Annotated in this window: 13 protein-coding genes; 8 read left to right on the top strand and 5 right to left on the bottom strand. The window is 72.7% G+C overall.

Annotation, left to right across the window (positions count from 1 at the left end):
* Positions 1–259: 259 nt before the first annotated feature.
* A complete protein-coding gene (locus Q7T15_RS10425; RefSeq protein ID WP_304696000.1) occupies positions 260–1246 on the top strand; it encodes an aldo/keto reductase in 987 nt (328 codons plus the stop codon).
* Between the two features lie 32 nt (positions 1247–1278).
* Here Q7T15_RS10425 and Q7T15_RS10420 read toward each other — a convergent pair whose 3' ends face one another.
* The 5 genes from Q7T15_RS10420 to Q7T15_RS10400 form a co-directional block, all read right to left on the bottom strand.
* Positions 1279–2355, bottom strand: coding sequence for a hypothetical protein (locus tag Q7T15_RS10420; protein WP_304695998.1), 1077 nt, complete (start codon positions 2353–2355; stop codon positions 1279–1281).
* Positions 2356–2382: 27 nt separating this feature from the next.
* Positions 2383–2925, bottom strand: a complete 543-nt coding sequence (locus Q7T15_RS10415; RefSeq protein WP_304695996.1) for a TspO/MBR family protein — start codon at positions 2923–2925, stop codon at positions 2383–2385.
* A gap of 75 nt (positions 2926–3000) precedes the next feature.
* The gene (locus tag Q7T15_RS10410; protein ID WP_304695994.1) at positions 3001–4398 is read right to left on the bottom strand and encodes an FAD-binding oxidoreductase; all 1398 of its coding nucleotides are present in this window, start codon (positions 4396–4398) and stop codon (positions 3001–3003) included.
* On the bottom strand, positions 4383–5732 hold the full coding sequence (locus Q7T15_RS10405) for an aspartate aminotransferase family protein (protein ID WP_304696002.1): 1350 nt from the start codon (positions 5730–5732) through the stop codon (positions 4383–4385). Before Q7T15_RS10405 ends, Q7T15_RS10410 begins: the two co-directional genes overlap by 16 nt.
* A gap of 128 nt (positions 5733–5860) precedes the next feature.
* On the bottom strand, positions 5861–6328 hold the full coding sequence (locus Q7T15_RS10400) for an Lrp/AsnC family transcriptional regulator (RefSeq protein ID WP_055860422.1): 468 nt from the start codon (positions 6326–6328) through the stop codon (positions 5861–5863).
* 122 nt (positions 6329–6450) lie between these two features.
* Between Q7T15_RS10400 and Q7T15_RS10395 the strand changes: the two genes are divergently transcribed.
* From Q7T15_RS10395 to Q7T15_RS10365, 7 genes are all read left to right on the top strand, one after another.
* Positions 6451–7887, top strand: coding sequence for a gamma-aminobutyraldehyde dehydrogenase (locus Q7T15_RS10395; RefSeq protein WP_304695991.1), 1437 nt, complete (start codon positions 6451–6453; stop codon positions 7885–7887).
* Between the two features lie 24 nt (positions 7888–7911).
* A complete protein-coding gene (locus Q7T15_RS10390; RefSeq protein ID WP_304695989.1) occupies positions 7912–8565 on the top strand; it encodes an FHA domain-containing protein in 654 nt (217 codons plus the stop codon).
* Positions 8562–9353, top strand: a complete 792-nt coding sequence (locus Q7T15_RS10385; RefSeq protein WP_304695986.1) for a PP2C family serine/threonine-protein phosphatase — start codon at positions 8562–8564, stop codon at positions 9351–9353. The genes Q7T15_RS10390 and Q7T15_RS10385 overlap by 4 nt, the downstream gene beginning before the upstream one ends.
* 100 nt (positions 9354–9453) lie before the next feature.
* On the top strand, positions 9454–10860 hold the full coding sequence (locus tag Q7T15_RS10380; RefSeq protein WP_304695984.1) for a serine/threonine-protein kinase: 1407 nt from the start codon (positions 9454–9456) through the stop codon (positions 10858–10860).
* Positions 10861–10867: 7 nt separating this feature from the next.
* Positions 10868–16774 carry an Ig-like domain-containing protein gene (locus Q7T15_RS10375; protein ID WP_304695982.1) on the top strand — a complete coding sequence of 1969 codons (5907 nt, stop codon included), beginning with the start codon at positions 10868–10870 and terminating at the stop codon, positions 16772–16774.
* 49 nt (positions 16775–16823) lie between these two features.
* Positions 16824–17792, top strand: a complete 969-nt coding sequence (locus tag Q7T15_RS10370) for a MoxR family ATPase (protein WP_304695980.1) — start codon at positions 16824–16826, stop codon at positions 17790–17792.
* A partial coding sequence (locus tag Q7T15_RS10365; protein ID WP_304695978.1) for a DUF58 domain-containing protein occupies positions 17789–19116 on the top strand: 1328 nt, incomplete at its 3' end. The genes Q7T15_RS10370 and Q7T15_RS10365, both read left to right, overlap by 4 nt.

Raw genomic sequence — 19116 nt, 5'->3', positions numbered from 1 at the left:
CGACGAGCAGGATGCGGCCGAGCGGCGACTCGACCACGAGCCGACCGGCCGCGGGCGGGGCGGCGGGGGAGGCGCCGGCAGGGGCGGGCGCGGCGGCGGGAGGGGCGGCGGGGGCGGTGGTGCTCGTCATGTCGACAGGCTAATCGCCCGTGGCATCCCCGACCGGCGGGAATCGGACGCGGGGGACGAGCGCGCGGAGGAGCACGGCTGGGGAGGAGCGGCGGGCCGCGCTCCCGGGCGACTGCGCCAGGATGGAGGCATGAGCGAGATGACCTACCGCACCCTCGGCCGCTCGGGCCTCCGCGTGTCGACGATCGGGCTCGGCTGCAACAACTTCGGCCGCCCCGGCAGCGCGACCGAGTCGCAGGAGGGCACGACGCGCGTGCTGCACGCCGCGCTCGACGCGGGGATCACCCTGCTCGACGGCGCCGACATCTACGGCTACGCCTACGGCCGCAGCGAGACGATGATGGGCGAGGCCCTGAAGGGCCGCCGCGACGAGGTCGTCCTCGCCACGAAGTTCGGGCACGCCGACTACGCGAGCCCCATCCCGCACTGGGGCGCGAAGGGCTCGCGCCGTTACATCCGCCTCGCCGTCGAGGGCAGCCTGCGCCGACTGCAGACCGACTGGATCGACCTCTACCAGTTCCACACGCCTGACCCCGCGACCCCGATCGAGGAGACCATCGCGGCGCTCGACGAGCTCGTCGACGAGGGCAAGATCCGCTACTTCGGCCACTCGAACTTCGCCGCGTGGCAGCTCGTCGAGGCCGACCTCGTGGCCGAGCTTCACGGCCACGAGCGCTTCGTCTCCGCGCAGAACGAGTACAGCCTCCTGACGCGCGGCGCCGACCGCGAGCTGCTGCCGGCGGCGACCGCCCGCGGAGTGGGCCTTCTGCCCTACTTCCCGCTGTACAACGGGCTGTTCACGGGCAAGTTCACGCGCGACGGCGGCCCGAGCGACTCCCGCATCATGCGCCAGCGCCCCCACATCGTCGAGAACGCGCCCTGGGACCGCATGGAGGCCTACGCGGCCTTCTGCGAGAGCAGGGGGGTGGGGATGCTCGAGGCCACGGTCGCGTGGCTCCTGAGCCGCCCGGCCATCGCGAGCGTCATCGCGGGTGCCACGACGCCCGAGCAGATCGCGCAGAACGCGGCGGCAGCGGATGCGTGGCAGCCCACCCCCGACGATCTCGCCGAGATCGAGCGGATCTTCCCGACGAACGACGTGCTGACGAGCTACTGACGAGCCGGCCGCGGCGCCCGGCGCCGGGGCGCTCAGCCGCCCGTGGGCGCCTCGACCCCGTCCCGCTCCTCGATCGGCACGAGCTCGCCGTTGATCGAGCGATTGAGGTCGTCGGCCTCGGCGTTGAGCGCGTCGAGCTCCTCGAGCAGCGCGTTGTACTGCGCGACGAGGGCGTTGGTCGCCTGCAGGCGCGCATCGAGCTCCTGCTGCCGCGCGACGAGCGCGTCGCGGTCGCGCAGGAACACCGACTGGCTCGTGTAGCCGCCGGGCTCGGCCGCGCGCGCGTTGAAGGTCGTGATCTCGACCTCGAGCGCGGCGGCGTCGACGTCGTAGGCGGCCTGCTCGGCGTCGATGCGCACGCCGAGGGCTTCGAGCTCGTCGCTCAGGGCGGTGAGCCGCGCCTCGAGGTCGGCGAACACGGCGTTCACCTGAGCGGTCAGCGCGGCCGACGCCGAGCGGTCGGCGAAGTACCGTGCGTAGTGCTCCTCGAGCGCGGCGGGCACGGCCACGATCTCACTCCCGACGATCGCGTAGAGCTCCGGGATCCGCGAGCGCGCATCCTGCGCCTCGTACGCGGCGATGCGCTCGACGAGCTCGTGGTCGGGGCCGAGCGCGGCGAAGGCCTCCTCGAGGAGCGGGGCCAGGGCATCCTGCTCGGTCGCCGTCAGGCGGTCCCACGCGGCATGCAGCATCTCGTGCGCCGCGACGACGGGCTCGAGCGCGGCGAGGTCGGGGTTCTCGACGTCGTAGAGATAGATGCGGCCGTCGTCGAGCGTGTAGCAGCCGAGCACGCCGATGCCCGGCTCGTCCGAGGAGCAGTACTCGTCGAAGTCTTCCGCGGGCACGATCGCGGTGAGGCTCGCGTGCAGGAGGTCCACGCCCTCCTCGCCGATGCCGGCCATGACCGCGTAGTCGGCGACCACCGGGTCGAGCTCGGTCGTGAGCACCGTCACGCGATCGGCGACGACGCGCGGATTCGCGACCGCCCATCCCGCTCCCGCGATGACGACTCCTTGCGCGGCGATCGCGAGAAGAGCGAGCCCGATGAGGATGCCCCTGCCGCCGCGAGCGCGCGGCCGGCGGCGGTGCGCGGCGGGCGTCGGGGTCACGCCCTCACGCTACCCGCGGCGAGGGGCTCAGCCGGCGAGCACCGCGATCGCGGCGTTGAGTGTCGTCGCGTACAGCACCCACAGCCAGTAGGGGACGAGCAGCGCGGCGGCGATGCGGCTGACGTCGCCGAAGCGGATGATCGCCGCGAGCACGGCGAAGTCGAGGGCGACGATGATGCCGAGCGCGATCCACAGCCCGGGGCCGCCGATGAGCGAGCCGAGGCCGAAGAAGGCCGGAGTCCAGATCGCGTTGAGCGCGAGCTGCACGCCGTACGCGGTGAGGGCTCGCGTGCGGTCGTTCGAGGCCGGTCGGCGCCAGACGAGCCATGCGGCGACTGACATCGCGCCGTACAGGATCGTCCAGACCGGGCCGAAGACGGCGTTCGGGGGAGTCCACATGGGCTTCGCGGTGTCGGCGTACCAGCCGTCGATCGCGGGCTGGGAGATGACCGAGCCGACGAGGCCGATGATGAGGGCGAGGGAGAGGAATCCGAGGAGCACGAGCCCGGAGCGGACTCCGGAGCGGTCGGCGATCTGCGTCGTCGTCGCCGCGGTGCGCGTATCGGTCATGCAGCCCTCCCTTCCGCATCGCAGAGTAGGGGCGCTTGCTCCGAGCCTCCTGCGCGTGCGCTGGGCGGGAGCGGTTCAGTGGCCGACGAGCGGGGCCATCGCGCGCGCGATGAGCGAGCGGCGGCCCGTCAGGCGCTCCTCGACGTCGGCGCTCGTCATCGCGACGAGGCCCGCGTTGGCGCCGAGGAACCGCAGCGGCTCCGGCTCCCACGACGGCGACCGGTGCCCGACCCACGGCAGACGCGTGAGCTCGGTGTCGGCGCCCGTGATGAGGTCGGCGAGCGTGCGACCGGCGAGGTTCGTCGTCGCCAGGCCGTCGCCGACGTAGCCGCCGGCCGAGCCGACGCCCGTCTCGGGGTCGTAGACGACGCTCGCGTGCCAGTCGCGCGGCACGCCGAGCGGTCCGCCCCACGTGCTGCTGATCTCGAGCGGGGGGAGCTGCGGGTACAGCTCGTGCAGAGTGCGGCGCAGGTGGTCGAAGACGCCGTCGACGCGGTCGTACTCGGGCCGGATGGCGCTGCCGAAGTGGTACCGCGCCCCCCGCCCGCCGAAGGCGATGCGGTCATCCGCCGTGCGCTGCCCGTAGATGACGAGATGGCGGCCGTCGGCGAAGGTCTGCCCGTGCGCGATCCCGATCTCGTCCCACACCGCGGCAGGCAGGGGCTCCGTCGCGATCATGAGCGAGTAGAGGGGCAGGATGCGGCGGCGCGACTGCGCGACCGTCGCCCCGTACCCCTCGAGGGCCGCGATCACGTGCCGAGCGCGCACGCGCCCGCGAGCCGTCTCGACGACCCCCGGCGCCCACGCGGCGACCTCGGTGCCCTCGAAGATCGTGGCGCCGCGCCGCTCGACGATGCGCGCGAGCGAGCGCGTGAGCCGCGCGGGGTGCACGCGCGCGCACGCCGGGTCGTAGACGGCGCCGCGCGCGTCGGAGGCGCTCACGCGCTCGGGGCCCCAGAGCTCGAGGGCGTCGGCGCCGAAGGCGCGCGCCTGCTCGACCTCGGCCCGGGCATCCGCCCACTGGGTCTCGGAGCGCGCGAAGACGACGGTGCCGCCCTTGACGTAGTGCGCGTCGATGCCCTCGGCCTCGACGACGCGACCGACCTCGTCGACCGTGCCGATCATCGCGCGCCGCATGGCGATCGCGGCCGCGCGCCCGTGCACGTGCGCGAGCGACGCCGTCGAGCGGGGGAAGAGCGCCGAGACCCAGCCGCCGTTGCGGCCCGACGCGCCGAATCCCGCGATGCGCTTCTCGAGCAGCGCGATGCGCAGTCCGGGGTCGCGCCGCTGCAGCTCGTAGGCCGTCCAGAGGCCGGTGAGCCCCGCGCCGATGATCGCGACGTCGGCGTCGATGTCGCCGGGCAGCGACGGGCGCGGCGAGAGGTCGTCGCCGGCCGTCGCGTGCCAGTGGCTGAGTCCGCGGTAGTGCTCGGCCGAGTGGTCGGCCGAGCCGTCGGCTACAGGCGCGTCCACGCCTCGGTGAGCACCTTCCGCAGGATGCCCTCGATCTCGTCGAACTCGGCGGGGCCGATCGTGAGCGGGGGAGCGAGCTGGATGACGGGATCGCCGCGGTCGTCGGCGCGGCAGTAGAGCCCGGCGTCGAAGAGGGCCTTGGAGAGGAAGCCGCGCAGCAGGCGCTCGGCCTCGTCGTCGGAGAAGGTCTCCTTCGTCTCCTTGTCCTTCACGAGCTCGATGCCGAAGAAGTAGCCCTCTCCGCGCACGTCGCCGACGATCGGGAGGTCCTTGAGGCGCTCGAGCGCGGCCCGGAACTTCGGCGAGTTCTCGCGCACGTGCTCGAGGATGCCCTCCTCCTCCATGATGTTGAGGTTCTCGAGGGCGACGGCGGCCGAGACCGGATGCCCGGCGAAGGTGTAGCCGTGGTAGAACGCCGTCTGCCCGTGCTTGAAGGGCTCGTACAGGCGGTCGCTCACGATCATCGCGCCGAGGGGCGAGTAGCCGCTCGTGAGGCCCTTCGCGCTCGTGATGATGTCGGGCACGTAGCCGAGCGCGGTGCACGCGAACATCTCGCCGATGCGGCCGTAGGCGCAGATGACCTCGTCGCTCACGAGCAGCACGTCGTACTTGTCGCAGATCTCGCGCACGCGCCCGAAGTAGCCGGGGGGCGGCGGGAAGCAGCCGCCCGAGTTCTGCACGGGCTCGAGGAACACCGCCGCGACGGTATCGGGGCCCTCGAAGAGGATCGCCTCCTCGATGCGGTTGGCGGCCCACTGCCCGAACTCCTCGAGCGAGCCGTGGAAGCCCATCTCCTCCGCGCGGTAGTAGTTCGTGTTCGGCACGCGGAACCCGCCGGGGGTGAGCGGCTCGAACATCTCCTTCATGCCGGGGATGCCCGTGATCGCGAGCGCGCCCTGCGGCGTGCCGTGATAGGCGATCGCGCGCGAGATGACCTTGTGCTTCATGGGCTTGCCCGTGAGCTTGAAGTACTGCTTCGCGAGCTTCCAGGCCGACTCGACGGCCTCGCCGCCGCCCGTGGTGAAGAACACGCGGTTCAGGTCGCCCGGCGCGTAGTCGGCGAGGCGGTCGGCGAGCTCGATCGCGGTGGGGTGCGCGTACGACCAGAGCGGGAAGAACGCGAGCTCCTCCGCCTGCTTGCGGGCCGCCTCGGCGAGGCGCTCGCGCCCGTGACCGACCTGCACGACGAAGAGGCCGGAGAGGCCGTCGATGTACTTGTTCCCGTGCGAGTCGTAGACGTGATGGCCCTCGCCGCGCACGATGATCGGCACGCCCGCGCCGGACTCCATTCCCGACTGGCGGGCGAAGTGCATCCAGAGGTGGTCGCGCGCCATGGTCTGCAGCTCGGCCTCGCGCGCCGCTCCGATCGAGCCGGGCAGCTCGCCGCCGGCCGGGGCGCCGTGGGCGTCGTGCGCCTCGGGCGCCTCGGTCTTGTTCTTCTTCTTGCTTCGGGTGAAGAGTGTCATCGTGTTCCCCAGTTGTAGAACTGCTTGAGCAGTCGTAGATAGACGAACGTCTCGGTCGTCTGAACGCCGTCGATGCCGCGGATCTGCTTGTTGAGCAGATCGATGAGGTCGTCGTCGTTCTCGCAGACGACCTCGGCCATGATGTCGAAGCTCCCGGCGGTCAGGACGACGTAGTCGACGGCCGGGATGCGCGCGAGCGCCTCCGCGACCGAGGTCGTGTCGCCGGCCACCCGGATGCCGATCATCGCCTGGCGGTAGAAGCCCAGCTGCATCGGATCGGTGACGGCCACGACCTGCATGACGCCCGACTCGGTGAGCTTCTGGACCCGCTGACGGACGGCCGCCTCGCTCAGGCCGACCGCCTTGCCGATCTCGGCGTAGGAGCGCCGCCCGTCGTCCTGGAGCTGCTCGATGATCGCCTTCGAGACGTCATCGAGCTGAACGGGCTTGGAGCGGGCTGCCATGGAGCGATTCTGTCAGTGCTCGCCGTCGAATTCAAGTGAATCCGCACCGTGAAGGCGATTCGCGCGACGGATTCCGTCGAATTCGTCTGGAATCCGCGCGATTCGGGCGCTACAGTTCCGGCATGAGCGTTCCCACCCTGAGCAACGTCGTCGACGGCCGGGCCGTCCCCAGCCGCGCCGACGCCGGCATCGACCTCATCGACCCCGCCACGGAGGAGGTGTACGCCCGCGCCCCGATCAGCACGCCCGAGGAGATCGACGAGGCCTACCGCGCCGCCGATCGCGCGTTCGCGCACTGGGGCCGGACGACGCCCGCCGAGCGCCAGCTCGCCCTCTTCCGCCTCGCCGACGCCGTGGCCGAGCGCGCCGAGGAGTTCGCCGATCTCGAGTCGCAGGACACCGGAAAGCCCCGCGCCACCCTCGTCGCCGACGAGATCGACCAGTCGGTCGACCAGCTCCGCTTCTTCGCCGGCGCCGCGCGCGACCTCGACGGCCGCTCGGCCGGCGAGTACCTCGCCGGGCACACCTCGTACGTGCGCCGCGAGCCCATCGGCGTCATCGGCCAGGTCACGCCGTGGAACTACCCGCTCAACATGGCGGTGTGGAAGATCGCGCCCGCCATCGCGGCCGGCAACACGGTCGTGCTCAAGCCGAGCGACACGACTCCGCTCTCGACTCTGAGGCTCGCGGAGGTCGCCGCCGAGTTCCTGCCCGCGGGCGTGCTCAACGTCGTCATGGGCGACCGGAGCACGGGCGCGGCCCTGCTGCAGCATCCGACCCCCCAGATGGTCGCGATCACCGGATCGGTGCGCGCCGGCATGGAGGTCGCGAAGTCGGCAGCGAGCGACCTCAAGCGCGTGCACCTCGAGCTCGGCGGCAAGGCCCCGGCGATCGTGTTCGCCGACGCCGACCCCGATAAGGTCGCGGAGGGCCTCGTGCTCGCGGGGTACTTCAACGGCGGGCAGGACTGCACCGCCGCGACGCGCGTCATCGTGCACGAGTCGGTGCACGACGCGGTCGTCGAGGCGCTCGCCGCGCGCGCGCGCAGTCACGGGCGCACGGGCGCGCCGAGCGAGGAGGGGATCCTCTACGGAGCCCTCAACAACGCCGGCCAGCTCGAGCGGGTCAGCGGCATCGTCGACCGGCTGCCCGCCCACGCCGACATCGTCACCGGCGGTCGCCGCCAGGGCGAGCGCGGCTACTTCTACGAGGCCACGATCGTCACGGGCATGCGCCAGGACGACGAGGCCGTGCAGGAGGAGATCTTCGGACCCGTGCTCACGGTGCAGACCTTCCGTGACGAGGCCGAGGCCCTCGCGCTCGCGAACGGCGTGCGGTACGCCCTCGCCGCCTCGGTGTGGACGAACGACCACGCCCGCGCGATGCGCCTGAGCCGCGATCTCGACTTCGGCTGCGTGTGGATCAACACCCACATCCCCTTCGTCTCGGACATGCCGCACGGCGGGTTCAAGCACTCCGGCTACGGCAAGGACCTCTCGCACTACGGCTTCGAGGACTACACGCGCCTCAAGCACGTGATGACCTACCTCGGCGAGTGACGCGCGAGAGGTAGCGTGGTCGGCATGGGGGACTTCGAGGGGGATGCCGCCGACACCGTGATCCGGCGCCGGGCTCCCGGCGCCGACGGCTCCGATCCCGGCCCGCCCTCGGCCGCGCCCCAGCCGCACGGCGACGAGCCCCCCGGGGACGACACCGTCATCCGCCTCGTCGAGCCGTTCCTGCCCTCGCGCAGCCGGGTCGCCGACCGCCCCGTCCTCCTGCTCGACTCGCTCCTGCCGCAGCGACCGGGCGACCCCGGAAGCGCGCTAGACGGTGCGGGGGAGGCGCCCGCGATCGGCGAGCACGCCGACTTCGCCCTGCGCGTGCCCGGAGTCGAGCATCCGGTGCCCCTCGATCTGCCCGTCGTGATCGGGCGTCGTCCCGGAGCGAGTCGCGTGCCCGAGATCCCGGCCCCGCGTCGGATCGTCGTTCCCGCCGACCGGCAGGGCGTCTCGGGGCGGCACGCGCGCATCGAGCAGCTCGGCGAGTCGGTCGTCGTGACCGATCTGGGCTCCAGCAACGGGACCGTCGTACACTTGCCGACGGGGCCGCAGCTGCGGCTCCGCCCGGGTGAGTCGTGCGTCGTGCTCCCCGACTCGACCATCGCCCTCGGCGACGGGATCGACATCGTCGTCATGGCGGTCGACCGTCCTCAGCCCCCACGGAGTACCTCGTGACCGCGCTCGGCCGCAGCACCGTCCGCCACGTCGTCGCGCTCCCGCACCGCGGGGAGGTCGTCGAGCTGTCGTGGCACGGCGTGACCCACACCGGCTACCGCCGCGCCGCCAACGAGGACAGCTATCTCGCCGACGTCCCGCTCTTCGCCGTCGCGGACGGCATGGGCGGCCATGCGCACGGCGACCGCGCCTCCGACTCGGTCGTGCGCCGGCTGCAGGCCGCGGTCGACGGCGACTTCGTCGAGAGCGACGCGATCGCGGAGGCGCTGCGCCTGGCCACGTGGGACATCCACGAGCTCGACGAGGAGGACCGCGGCATCGGCACGACCGTCACGGGCGTCGCCCTGACGATGCACGACGGCCGGCCCGTTCTCACGGTCTTCAACGTCGGCGACTCGCGCGTGTACAGCTTCATCGGCAACGAGCTGCGGCAGATCACGACCGACCACTCGATGGTGCAGGAGCTCGTCGACTCGGGCCAGCTCGCCGCCGCCGACGCCGACAGCCACCCCGAGGCCAACGTCATCACCCGCGCCGTCGGCTTCTCGACCGAGCCCGACATCGACTTCGCACGGATCCCGCTCGAGCCGGGGATGCGCCTGCTGCTGTGCTCGGACGGCCTCACGAAGGAGGTGCCGTCCGAGCGGCTCCGCCTCCACCTCGCCGCGCGCCTGAGCGCCCGCGAGACCGCGAACGCGCTCGTCGACGCCGCGCTCGCGCAGGGCGGCCGCGACAACATCACGATCATCGTGGTCGACGTCGTCCGGGCCCCCGAGTCGGTGGACTGAGACCGGTCGTTCCGAAGTCGTCACAACCCGGCGACGCGTCGACGGAGGGCGCCGACCTGCTCCTACACTGAGGGTGACTCGAGCGGGGAGGGGGGAATCCGTGGCACGTCGCCGACCGTCAGAGCCGCCGATCCTGCCCGGCTTCACGCACATCCGCCTGCTCGGGTCGGGCGGCTTCGCCGACGTCTTCCTCTACGAGCAGAACATGCCGAGGCGGCACGTCGCGGTCAAGGTCATGCTCGCCGACGTCGTGACCGAGAACGTCCGGCAGATGTTCCAGGTCGAGGCCAACCTCATGGCCCAGCTCTCCGCCCACCCGGGGATCCTCACCGTCTACCAGGCGAGCATCTCGGCCGACGGCCGCCCGTACCTCGTCATGGAGCTCTGTTCCGCCCGCCTCGCCGACCGCTACCGCAAGGAGCGCCTGCCGGTCGCGGAGGTGCTGCGCATCGCCGTGCAGATCGGCAGCGCGATCGAGACCGCCCACCGCGCGGGCGTGCTCCACCGCGACATCAAACCCTCGAACATCCTCACGACGGCCTACGGCCACCCCGTGCTTTCCGACTTCGGCATCGCGGCGACGCTGAGCGCCGCGGCGAGCCACGACACGGTCGGGATGTCGATCCCGTGGTCGGCGCCCGAGGTCCTGCTCGACCACACGCCGGGCACCGTGCAGAGCGAGGTGTGGTCGCTCGCGGCGACGACCTACTCGCTCCTCGCGGGCCGCTCGCCGTTCGAGATCGCCGACGGGCCGAACACCTCCGACGAGCTCATGGGCCGGATCACGAAGGCGCGCGTGCCGGCGATCGGGCGCGACGACGTGCCCGAGGCGCTCGAGACCGTGCTGCGGCGCGCCATGTCGCGCGACCCGGCCAAGCGGCAGCAGAGCGCGATGGAGCTCGTGCGCGAGCTGCAGCGCGTCGAGCTCGAGCTGGGGCTCGTGCCGACGCAGGCCGACGTGTCGGTCGAGGAGTGGGCTCTCGCGACGGTCTCCGACCCCGGCGACCGGACGATCGTGAAGGCCGTCGCCCCCGCATCCGCGGCCGGTCGCCCCGCGCGGCGCCGCCGTCGCGCCCCCGCGCTCGCGGCCACCGTTTCCGCCGACTCCGCCGAGAGCTCGACGCAGGGCAGGGGGAGCGGCGCTCGCCGCACCTCCGGATCGCGCGCGGCCGCTCTCGTGCTCGTCATCGTCTCGCTCGTGGTCATCGGTCTCGGGGCGGCCGCGACGATGCTGGCTCTCCGCGGCGACGACGCCATCCCGCGCGTGACGGGCATCCAGGCCGCCCAGGACGGCGGCACGATCGTGTTCACCTGGGCCGACCCCGGTCTCGTGGAGGGCGATTCCTTCCGCGTGCAGGTCGCCGGCGGCGCCCAGACCGTGCAGCGGGCGACCGAGATCGCCGTGGCCGCCGCGCCCGGCGACCGCGTGTGCGTGACCGTGAGCGTCGTGCGCGAGGGCCGCGTCGGCGATGCGAGCGGCGAGAAGTGCGCCGAGGCGGGGGAGTGACCCGCTGATGCGCCGCTTCCTCCGCGCCCGCCGATCGAGCATCATCACGGGCACCAGCTCCGCGGTCGTCGCCGCGGTCATCGCGACGATTGCGATCATCTCGCCCGGTTTCGAGGTGCAGCGCCTCGACCTCAACGACGGCTCGGTGTGGGTCGCCAACGGCGAGCAGCGCTCGGTCGGGCGGGCGAACCTGCAGATCGCGGCGCTCGACACGGTCGTCGAGTCGGAGGGCGCCGACCTGCGGCTCGTGCAGTCGGCCGCCGATGTCGTCGTCGTCGATCGGGCGAACGCTACCGCGGAGATCATCGACGCCGCGCGCGCCGAGATCGTCGAGAGCGTCCCGCTCCCGCCCGACGAGCCGTCCCTCGTGATCGAGGGAGGGACCGCCGTCGTGCACAGCGGCGGGTCGGGCGAGACGTGGATCGTCCCGCGCCTCCTCCTGGGCGACTTCGACGCCGCGTCCGCCGCGCCCCTCGTGTTCGGGGAGGGATCGGCGATCGCGCTCGACGAGCGGTACGGCGTCGTCGCCGTGGCCCCCGCGAGCGGCGAGGTCCTCCGCATCGACCCCGAGCGACCGGATGCCGTCGAGGGACGCTGGAGCATCGCGATCGACCCGGACGACACGGTGCAGGTCTCGATCGCGTCCGACCGCTGGGTCGTCCTCGAGACCGCGGCCCGCCTGCTGCACACGCAGAGCGGCGTCATCGACCTGAGCGAGCTCCTGCCGACGGGCTCGGAGCCCGTCCTCGCGGCTCCGGACGCGGCATCCGCCACTGCCCTCATCGCCCACCGCGGCGGGCTCCTCTCCGTCCCGCTCGACGGCGGCGGCCCCCGGGCCCTCGTGGAGGGGCGCGACGGCGCCCCCGCCCAGCCCGTCGCCGTCGGCGGCTGCCTGCTCGCGGCGTGGAGCGACGGCGCCGCCTGGCGCGACTGCGCCGGCGAGCCCGAGCTGCTGTCCCTGTCGGGAGTCGCTCCGGCAGCGGACCTCGCGCTCGCCGTCCGGGACGAGCGCGTCGTGCTCAACGACCGCCTCTCGGGCGCGGCCTGGGCCGTGCAGACCGACGGCGCGCTCATCGACAATTGGGACGAGCTGCTGCGCGAGGAGGAGGACGAGCAGGAGGCCGAGCTCGATCAGCTCGACACCCCGCCCGAGCTCGAGCTCGCCCAGCAGCCGCCCGTCGCGGTCGACGACGAGCTCGGCGCGCGGCCGGGGCGCTCGACCTCGTTGCCGGTCCTCCTCAACGACACCGATCCGAACGGCGACGCCCTCCTCGTGAGCCAGGTCGAGGCGCTCGATCCCGAGGTCGGCCGACTCGACATCGTCGGTGAGGGCCAGTTCGTGCAGCTCGCTCTCGAGCCCGGCGCGCGCGGGGCGATCGAGTTCGCCTACACGATCACCGACGGCCGGGGCGGCGCGGCGACCGCGATGGTGCGCGTGCAGATCAGGGAGCCGTTCGAGAACGGGGCCCCCGTGCAGGCGCGCCCCTCGAAGACCCTCGTCGCGGAGGGCGGGAGCGTCACCGCGAGCGTGCTCGGCGACTGGATCGACCCCGACGGCGACCCGCTCTACCTCGCCGACGCGACGATGGCCGCGCCCGATCGCGCGACCTTCCGGCCCGACGGGCGGGTCACGGTGCAGGAGCTCGGCGGCGTCGGCGGGCTCCGCCCGGTCGCGCTCACGGTCTCCGACGGCACGGCGACCGGCGCGGGAACCCTCTCGGTCACCGTGCAGCCGAGCGGCCAGACGCCGATCATCGCCGACCCCTTCGTGGTGCTCGCGTACGCCGGCCAGGAGGTGCGGATCGAGCCGCTCACGCACGTGCGTGGAGGATCCGGGCCGATCCGGCTGAGCGCGGTCCCTGCCAAGCCCGGCGCGACGATCACCCCGAGCCTGGACCGGGGCATCGTGCGATTCGTGAGCGAGGAGGTGCGCACGCACTACCTCGAGTACGTGGTCACCGACGGCGAGCAGACCGCGACGGGCGTCATCCGAGTGGAGGTCGCGGCGCCGCCCGCGGCGGGCACCGCGCCGATCGCCATCCCCAAGACCGCGTTCGTCCGCACCCTCAGCAGCGCGACCGTCGCCGTCGCGACGACCGACATCGACCCCGGCGGCGGCGTGCTCGTCGTCACGGGGATCACCGACGTGCCCGCCGAGAGCGGGATCCGCGCCGAGATCCTCGAGCAGCGCGACGTCCGGGTCACGCTCACCCGGCCGCTCGACGGCCCGACCGAGATCGCCTACGTGATCAGCAACGGCGCCGCGCAGGCGACCGGGACGATCACGGTCATCGAGATCCCCGCGCTCGAGCGGATCCAGCCGCCGATCGCACGCGACGACGCGATCATCGTCCGGGTCGGCGACGCCGTCACGATCCCCGTCCTCGAGAACGACGAGCACCCGGACGACGAGCCGATCACGCTCGGCGCGGACCTCCCGCTCGGGCTCGAGGGCGAGTCGGGCCTGCTCTTCGTGTCGGGCGACGCTCTGCGCTATCTCGCGCCCGACGCGCCGGGCGAGTTCACCGCCGTCTACGAGGTCCTCGGGCCGCTCGGGCTCGAGCGCGCGCAGGCGACCGTGCGCATCAGCGTGCGCGAGGTCGACGAGTCGACCAATACCCCGCCCGTGCCGCGCACGCTCACCGCGCGCGTCATCGCGGGTGAGACGGTGCGCATCCGCATCCCCGTCGAGGGCATGGACCCGGACGGCGACTCGGTGCAGCTCATCGGTCAGGAGACCGCGCCCGAGAAGGGCACGGTCGTCGAGACCGGGCAGGACTACCTGGAGTACGAGGCGGGCGTCTACAGCTCGGGCACCGACACCTTCCGGTACACGGTCGTCGACGCCATCGGGGCGCGCGCGACAGGCGTCATCCGCGTCGGCATCAGCCAGCGGCTCGACGGCGCGCGCAACCCCGTGGCCAACGACGACCAGGTCACCGTGCGCACGGGCGTGAGCGTCCTCGTCCCCGTGCTCGAGAACGACACCGACCCCGACGGGTCCCCCCTCCAGGTGGTCGCCGTGGAGTCGACCGACGCCGAGGCCGAGGCCGAGGTGGTCGACGGCCAGTACGTCCGCATCACCCCGCCCGCGATCGAGGGCCGCTACGGATTCGTCTACGCGATCGAGAACGGGCTGGGCGGAGCATCCCAGGCGTTCGTCTCGGTCAACGTCCAGGAGGATGCCCCGCTCACGCCGCCCGTGGCGCGCGACACCGTGCTCCAGCTCTCCGACATCCTCGAGGTCGAGACCGTCGACGTCGACGTGCTCGCGCGCGTGTTCTTCGCCGAGGGCGAGGTGGAGGAGCTCGGACTCGAGCTCGTCGACGGCTACGAGGGCGGCGCCCGGATCCTCGCGAACGGGCGCGTGCGCGTCGACGTCGCCGAGCGCCGGCAGATCATCCCGTTCGTCGTGCGGCACCCCGTCGACCCCTCCGTGCGCGCGTACGCCTTCATCTGGGTCCCCGGCACCGACGACGCCTTCCCGCAGCTCGACCGTCGCGCGCCGCGCATCCAGGTCGTGAGCGAGGAGACCGTCACGATCGACATCAACGACTACGTGCTCGCGGTCGGCGACGACGGCGTCCGCCTCACCGACAGCGCGACCGTGCAGGCGACCAACTCCAACGGCGACGAGCTCGTCGTGGACGACGACACGCTGCGCTTCACCTCCGCCGATCTCTACTTCGGCCCCGCCTCGGTCTCCTTCGAGGTCACTGACGGCGCGAGCGTGCAGGATCCCGACGGGCGCGTCTCGACGATCGTCCTGCCGATCACCGTGACGCCGCGCGAGAACCAGCCACCCGTCCTCCTCGGCGCCTCGCTCGAGCTCGAGCCGGGGCAGGAGCGCGAGATCGACCTCGTGCGCATCACCTCCTACCCCTACCCCGACGACCTCGACGAGCTCGCCTACGCCATCTCGGGCGGGCCGACGACGGGGCTCACGGCGAGGGTCGAGGGCCAGCGCCTGATCATCCGCGTCGACGACGGCGCGGCGAAGGGCACCACGGGCTCGGTGTCGCTGTCGGTCCGCGATGACGCGGTCGAGGGCACCGCCGGGCGCATCCAGGTGCTCGTCGTGCCGTCGACGCGCCCGCTCGCGCGACCGGCGGACGACGTCGCGATCGCACCGCGCGGCGAGACGACCGTCGTCGACGTGCTCGCCAACGACCTCGCCGGCAACCCGTTCCCCGAGCAGCCGCTGCGCGTCGTCGCGATCCGCGGGCTCGACGGTGCGGGAGTTCCCGACGGGGTCAACGTCGCGCCGACGGACGGCGGGCAGAGCCTGCGCGTCACGGTCGCCGCGGGCGCCGCCCCCGCCGACGCGGCCGTCCAGTACCAGGTCGCGGATGCGACCGACGATCCCGATCGCTACGTGTGGGCGAGCGTGCGGATCTCGGTCCAGGACGTGCCCGACCCCGTCACCGACGTGCGCGTGCAGGCGTACGGCGATCGCTCGCTCGACATCGCGTGGGCGCCGGGGAGCGCCAATAACGCTCCGATCGAGGGCTTCCGCGCGACCGTCACGCGCGCGGGCGACGGATCGGTGTTCCAGACCGTCGACTGCGCGTTCTCGCCGTGCACCGTTCCGACGCCCGGCAACGGCCCCGACAACCGCGTGCGCATCGCCGTCGTCGCGGTCAACGCGCAGGGGGAGTCCGAGCCGGCATCGCTCCCGGACCCGGTGTGGTCGGACCTCGTGCCGCCCGCCCCGCCGATCGTCGGCATCGAGCCGCTCGACCGCGGCCTCCGGATCGGCTGGAGCAAGCCCGCTCAGGACGCCTCGGCGTCGCCGATCCGCTCATACCGAGTCGTCGTCGGACCGGTCGTCCGCCAGCTCACGGTCGGCGGGAGCGATGCCGCTGGCACGGTCTACTGGCTCAACGTCGTCGACGCCTCGCTCGCGAACGGCACGGCGTACGACGTCTCGGTGAGCGCCAGGAACGACTCGTTCGACCCCCTCACCGTCTGGAACAGTTCCTCCGGGTCGGGTACCCCCGCCGGGCCCCCGCTGCTCGTCGGCGCACCGAGCGCGACCGGATCGACGACGGGTACGGGCACGAGCGACCACAGCGTGAGCGTGTCGTGGGCCGGCGTGTTCAGCCCCAACGGCCGCGCGGTGCAGAGCCACTACGTGTGGATCAGCGATTCCGGCTCGGTCCCCGCGTGCACGGTCACCGGCGTCGAGGAGGGCTCCCGATCGCACACCCCGCCGCCCGGCGTGCGCACCGTCGGCGGCGACGCGACCGCCCTCACGATCGACGGGCTCTCCGCGAACGTGCAGTACCGCGTCGTGGTCTACGCATACAACGGGCAAGGCTGCACCGCGAGCGCCGAGGTCCGCGCGACGCCGCGCGCGATCCCGGGCGCCGTGACGAGCATCGTCGCGAGCGCGCCGCAGGCCAACGGCGAGGGCCGCTGGGACGTCGTGCTGCAGTCGGCCGCGACCTCATCGGGTGCGGCGACCCTCGTGCGCTACCGCCTCGTCATCGACGGCGCCGCCGCAGCGGACTCGACCGTCGTCTCGATGCCGACCGCCCTCACGACCCCCGACGGCGCCCACTACGGCCGCGGACTCCAGGTCCAGGTGCAGGCGTGCGAGCAGAACGAGACGCTCCTGTGCGGCGCGTGGTCCGAGCTGTTCGCGGTCGACACGGCCGTCCGCATCGACGCGCGGCCCGTCTTCACCGAGACCTCGCCCGCCCCCGCGGAGCGCGAGGTCACGATCGACTGGACTCCCGTGACCGGCACCGCCTACGACGCCGTCGATACGCAGTGCCTCGGCGGGGAGGTCATCGCCGAGGACCAGGTCGCGGGCACGTGCACGCTGCGGATGGGGCCTGCGGGCACGGCGCAGCTGAGCATCACGGTGACCGACGCCGGGGTCGCCTACACCAGAACCTACGAGCCGTGAGGCAGGCTGGGAGCCGAACGGGCATCCGTCGACGAGAGGCAGCACCGCAATGACCATGACCCCCGACCAGGCGCGCTGGTTCGCCGACATCGCCGGCCGCATCGTGGCCAACGTCGAGCAGGTCCTCCTCGGCAAGAGCTACGTGATCCGCCTGAGCCTCACGGCGATGCTGAGCGAGGGGCACCTGCTGCTCGAGGACGTGCCGGGCACCGGCAAGACCTCGCTCGCCCGCGCCCTCGCGCAGAGCATCCGGGGCACGACGACGCGCGTGCAGTTCACGCCCGACCTCCTGCCCGGCGACATCACCGGGATCACGGTGTACGACCAGCGATCCGGCGACTTCTCGTTCCACAAGGGGCCCGTCTTCGCGACGATCGTGCTCGCCGACGAGATCAACCGCGCGAGCCCGAAGACCCAGTCGGCGCTCCTCGAGGTCATGGAGGAGGGGCACGTCACGGTCGACGGCGTCGAGCACGAGGTCGAGGCTCCGTTCCTCGTCATCGCGACGCAGAACCCGATCGAGCAGGCCGGCACGTACCGCCTCCCCGAGGCGCAGCTCGACCGCTTCCTGATGAAGACCGCCATCGGATACCCGGATCACTCCGCGACCGTCCGCATCCTCGACGGGGCGGGCGGGCCCCGAGCCTCGAAGCTCGAGCCCGTCGTCGGCCTCGACGTCGTCCGCGACCTCATCGGCGCGGCCCGCACGGTGCACGTCGACCCGGTCATCACCGACTACGTCGCCCGACTCGTCGAGGCCACGCGCGCCCATGAGGACGTCCGGCTCGGCGCGAGCGTTCGCGGCGCCCTCGCGCTCATCCGCTGCGCGAAGACCTTCGCCGCCCTCGAGGGTCGCCACTACGTCATCCCCGACGACGTGAAGGCGCTCGTCGAGCCCGTCCTCGGGCACCGGCTCATCCTCGACCCCGAGTCGGAGTTCGACGGCGTCACGGCGTCGTCCGTCATGGGCCAGGTCCTGCTCGAGACGCCGCCGCCGAGCGATCGGGTCGCCGTGTGACCTCCCGCACCGTCGAGCGCTCGAGGCGCACCGCGACGCGCGGCCGCACCGAGGAGCGCGCGCACCGCGGCGTCGACGAGAGCACGCTCGCCTCGACAGTGACGACCGCGCGCACGCGCATCGTCGGCACGCGCACGGGCGTGACGGCGGATGCCCTGGTCGCGATCGTCCGCATCGCGCGCGCCGTCGGGGCCGGCCTCGATCGCGCGCGGCGCGCCGCGTCGGCCGTCGTCACCCCGGTGGGCTGGACGCTCACCGCGCTCGCCCCGCTCGCGCTCATCGCCGGGTTCCTCTGGGGCTGGCGCGAGCTCGTCGTCATCGGGGTCGCCTCGGCCGCGCTCGCCCTCGTCGCGCTGCTCTACCTGATCGGTCGCACGCCGCTCGCGGTCGACCTCGTGACGCCGCCGAGCCGCGTCGCGGTCGGCGACACGGCGATCGCGCGGCTCGCGGTCACGAACTCCTCGCGCCGTCGCGCCTTCGGCGTCTCCCTCGACGTGCCGGTGGGGAAGGGGATCGTGCCTGTCGCCCTGCCCGGCCTCGCGCACGGCGCCCAGGTCGACCGCGACATCCCCGTGCCGACGACGCGTCGCGGCCGGCTCATCCTCGGCCCCGTGCGCACGGTGCGCGCCGACCCCATCGGTCTCGTGCGCCGCGAGGTGACCTTCACCGATCCGGTCGAGATCATCGTCCACCCGCGCACGATCGACATCCCCTCGACGTCGAGCGGCCTCGTGCGCGACCTCGAGGGCCAGCCGACGCGCGACCTGACGCCGAGCGATCTCGCCTTCCACGCGCTGCGCGAGTACACGCCCGGCGATGATCGCCGGCACATCCACTGGAAGTCGACCGCGAAGACCGGCACGTTCATGGTGCGCCAGTTCGAGGAGACCCGCCGCAGCCATCTCGTCGTCGCGCTGAGCATCGCGAGCATCGACTTCGCCTCCGAGGCGGAGTTCGAGCTCGCCGTGAGCGTCGCGGGCAGCCTCGGCGCGCGCGCGATCCGCGACGCGCGGGAGGTGTCCGTCCTGGTCTCGGCGCTCACTCCGGAGTTCGCCAAGCGGACGGTCGTCGCGACGCGCGACCTGTCGACGATCGCCCCGGGCCGACTGCTCGACGACCTGGCGCTCGTGGAGCTGAGCCCGTCGGCGCTCGGCGTCGTCGACGTGAGCCGGCTCGCGGGCGGCGGCGCGCGCGGGGTGTCGGTCGCGTTCCTCGTCATCGGCTCGAGCGTGCGGCCGTCGCGACTGAGGACGGCGGCGGCCGCGTTCCCGCCCTCCGTCGAGGTCGTCGCGATCCAGTGCGACCCCGAGCACGTCCCCGGCCG

Origin of the sequence: Microcella sp. (assembly GCF_030645145.1) — a bacterium.
Taxonomy (GTDB): Bacteria; Actinomycetota; Actinomycetes; order Actinomycetales; family Microbacteriaceae; genus Microcella.
This window is presented reverse-complemented; position numbering and strand designations above follow the sequence as displayed.

Excerpts from the sequence above, each read along its gene's own strand:
- Q7T15_RS10425 (WP_304696000.1), top strand. The coding sequence starts at position 260 with ATGAGCGAGATGACCTACCGCACCCTCGGCCGCTCGGGCCTCCGCGTG.
- Q7T15_RS10415 (WP_304695996.1), bottom strand. The coding sequence starts at position 2,925 with ATGACCGATACGCGCACCGCGGCGACGACGACGCAGATCGCCGACCGC.
- Q7T15_RS10405 (WP_304696002.1), bottom strand. The coding sequence starts at position 5,732 with ATGGCGCGCGACCACCTCTGGATGCACTTCGCCCGCCAGTCGGGAATG.
- Q7T15_RS10400 (WP_055860422.1), bottom strand. The coding sequence starts at position 6,328 with ATGGCAGCCCGCTCCAAGCCCGTTCAGCTCGATGACGTCTCGAAGGCG.
- Q7T15_RS10395 (WP_304695991.1), top strand. The coding sequence starts at position 6,451 with ATGAGCGTTCCCACCCTGAGCAACGTCGTCGACGGCCGGGCCGTCCCC.
- Q7T15_RS10390 (WP_304695989.1), top strand. The coding sequence starts at position 7,912 with ATGGGGGACTTCGAGGGGGATGCCGCCGACACCGTGATCCGGCGCCGG.
- Q7T15_RS10375 (WP_304695982.1), top strand. The coding sequence starts at position 10,868 with ATGCGCCGCTTCCTCCGCGCCCGCCGATCGAGCATCATCACGGGCACC.
- Q7T15_RS10370 (WP_304695980.1), top strand. The coding sequence starts at position 16,824 with ATGACCATGACCCCCGACCAGGCGCGCTGGTTCGCCGACATCGCCGGC.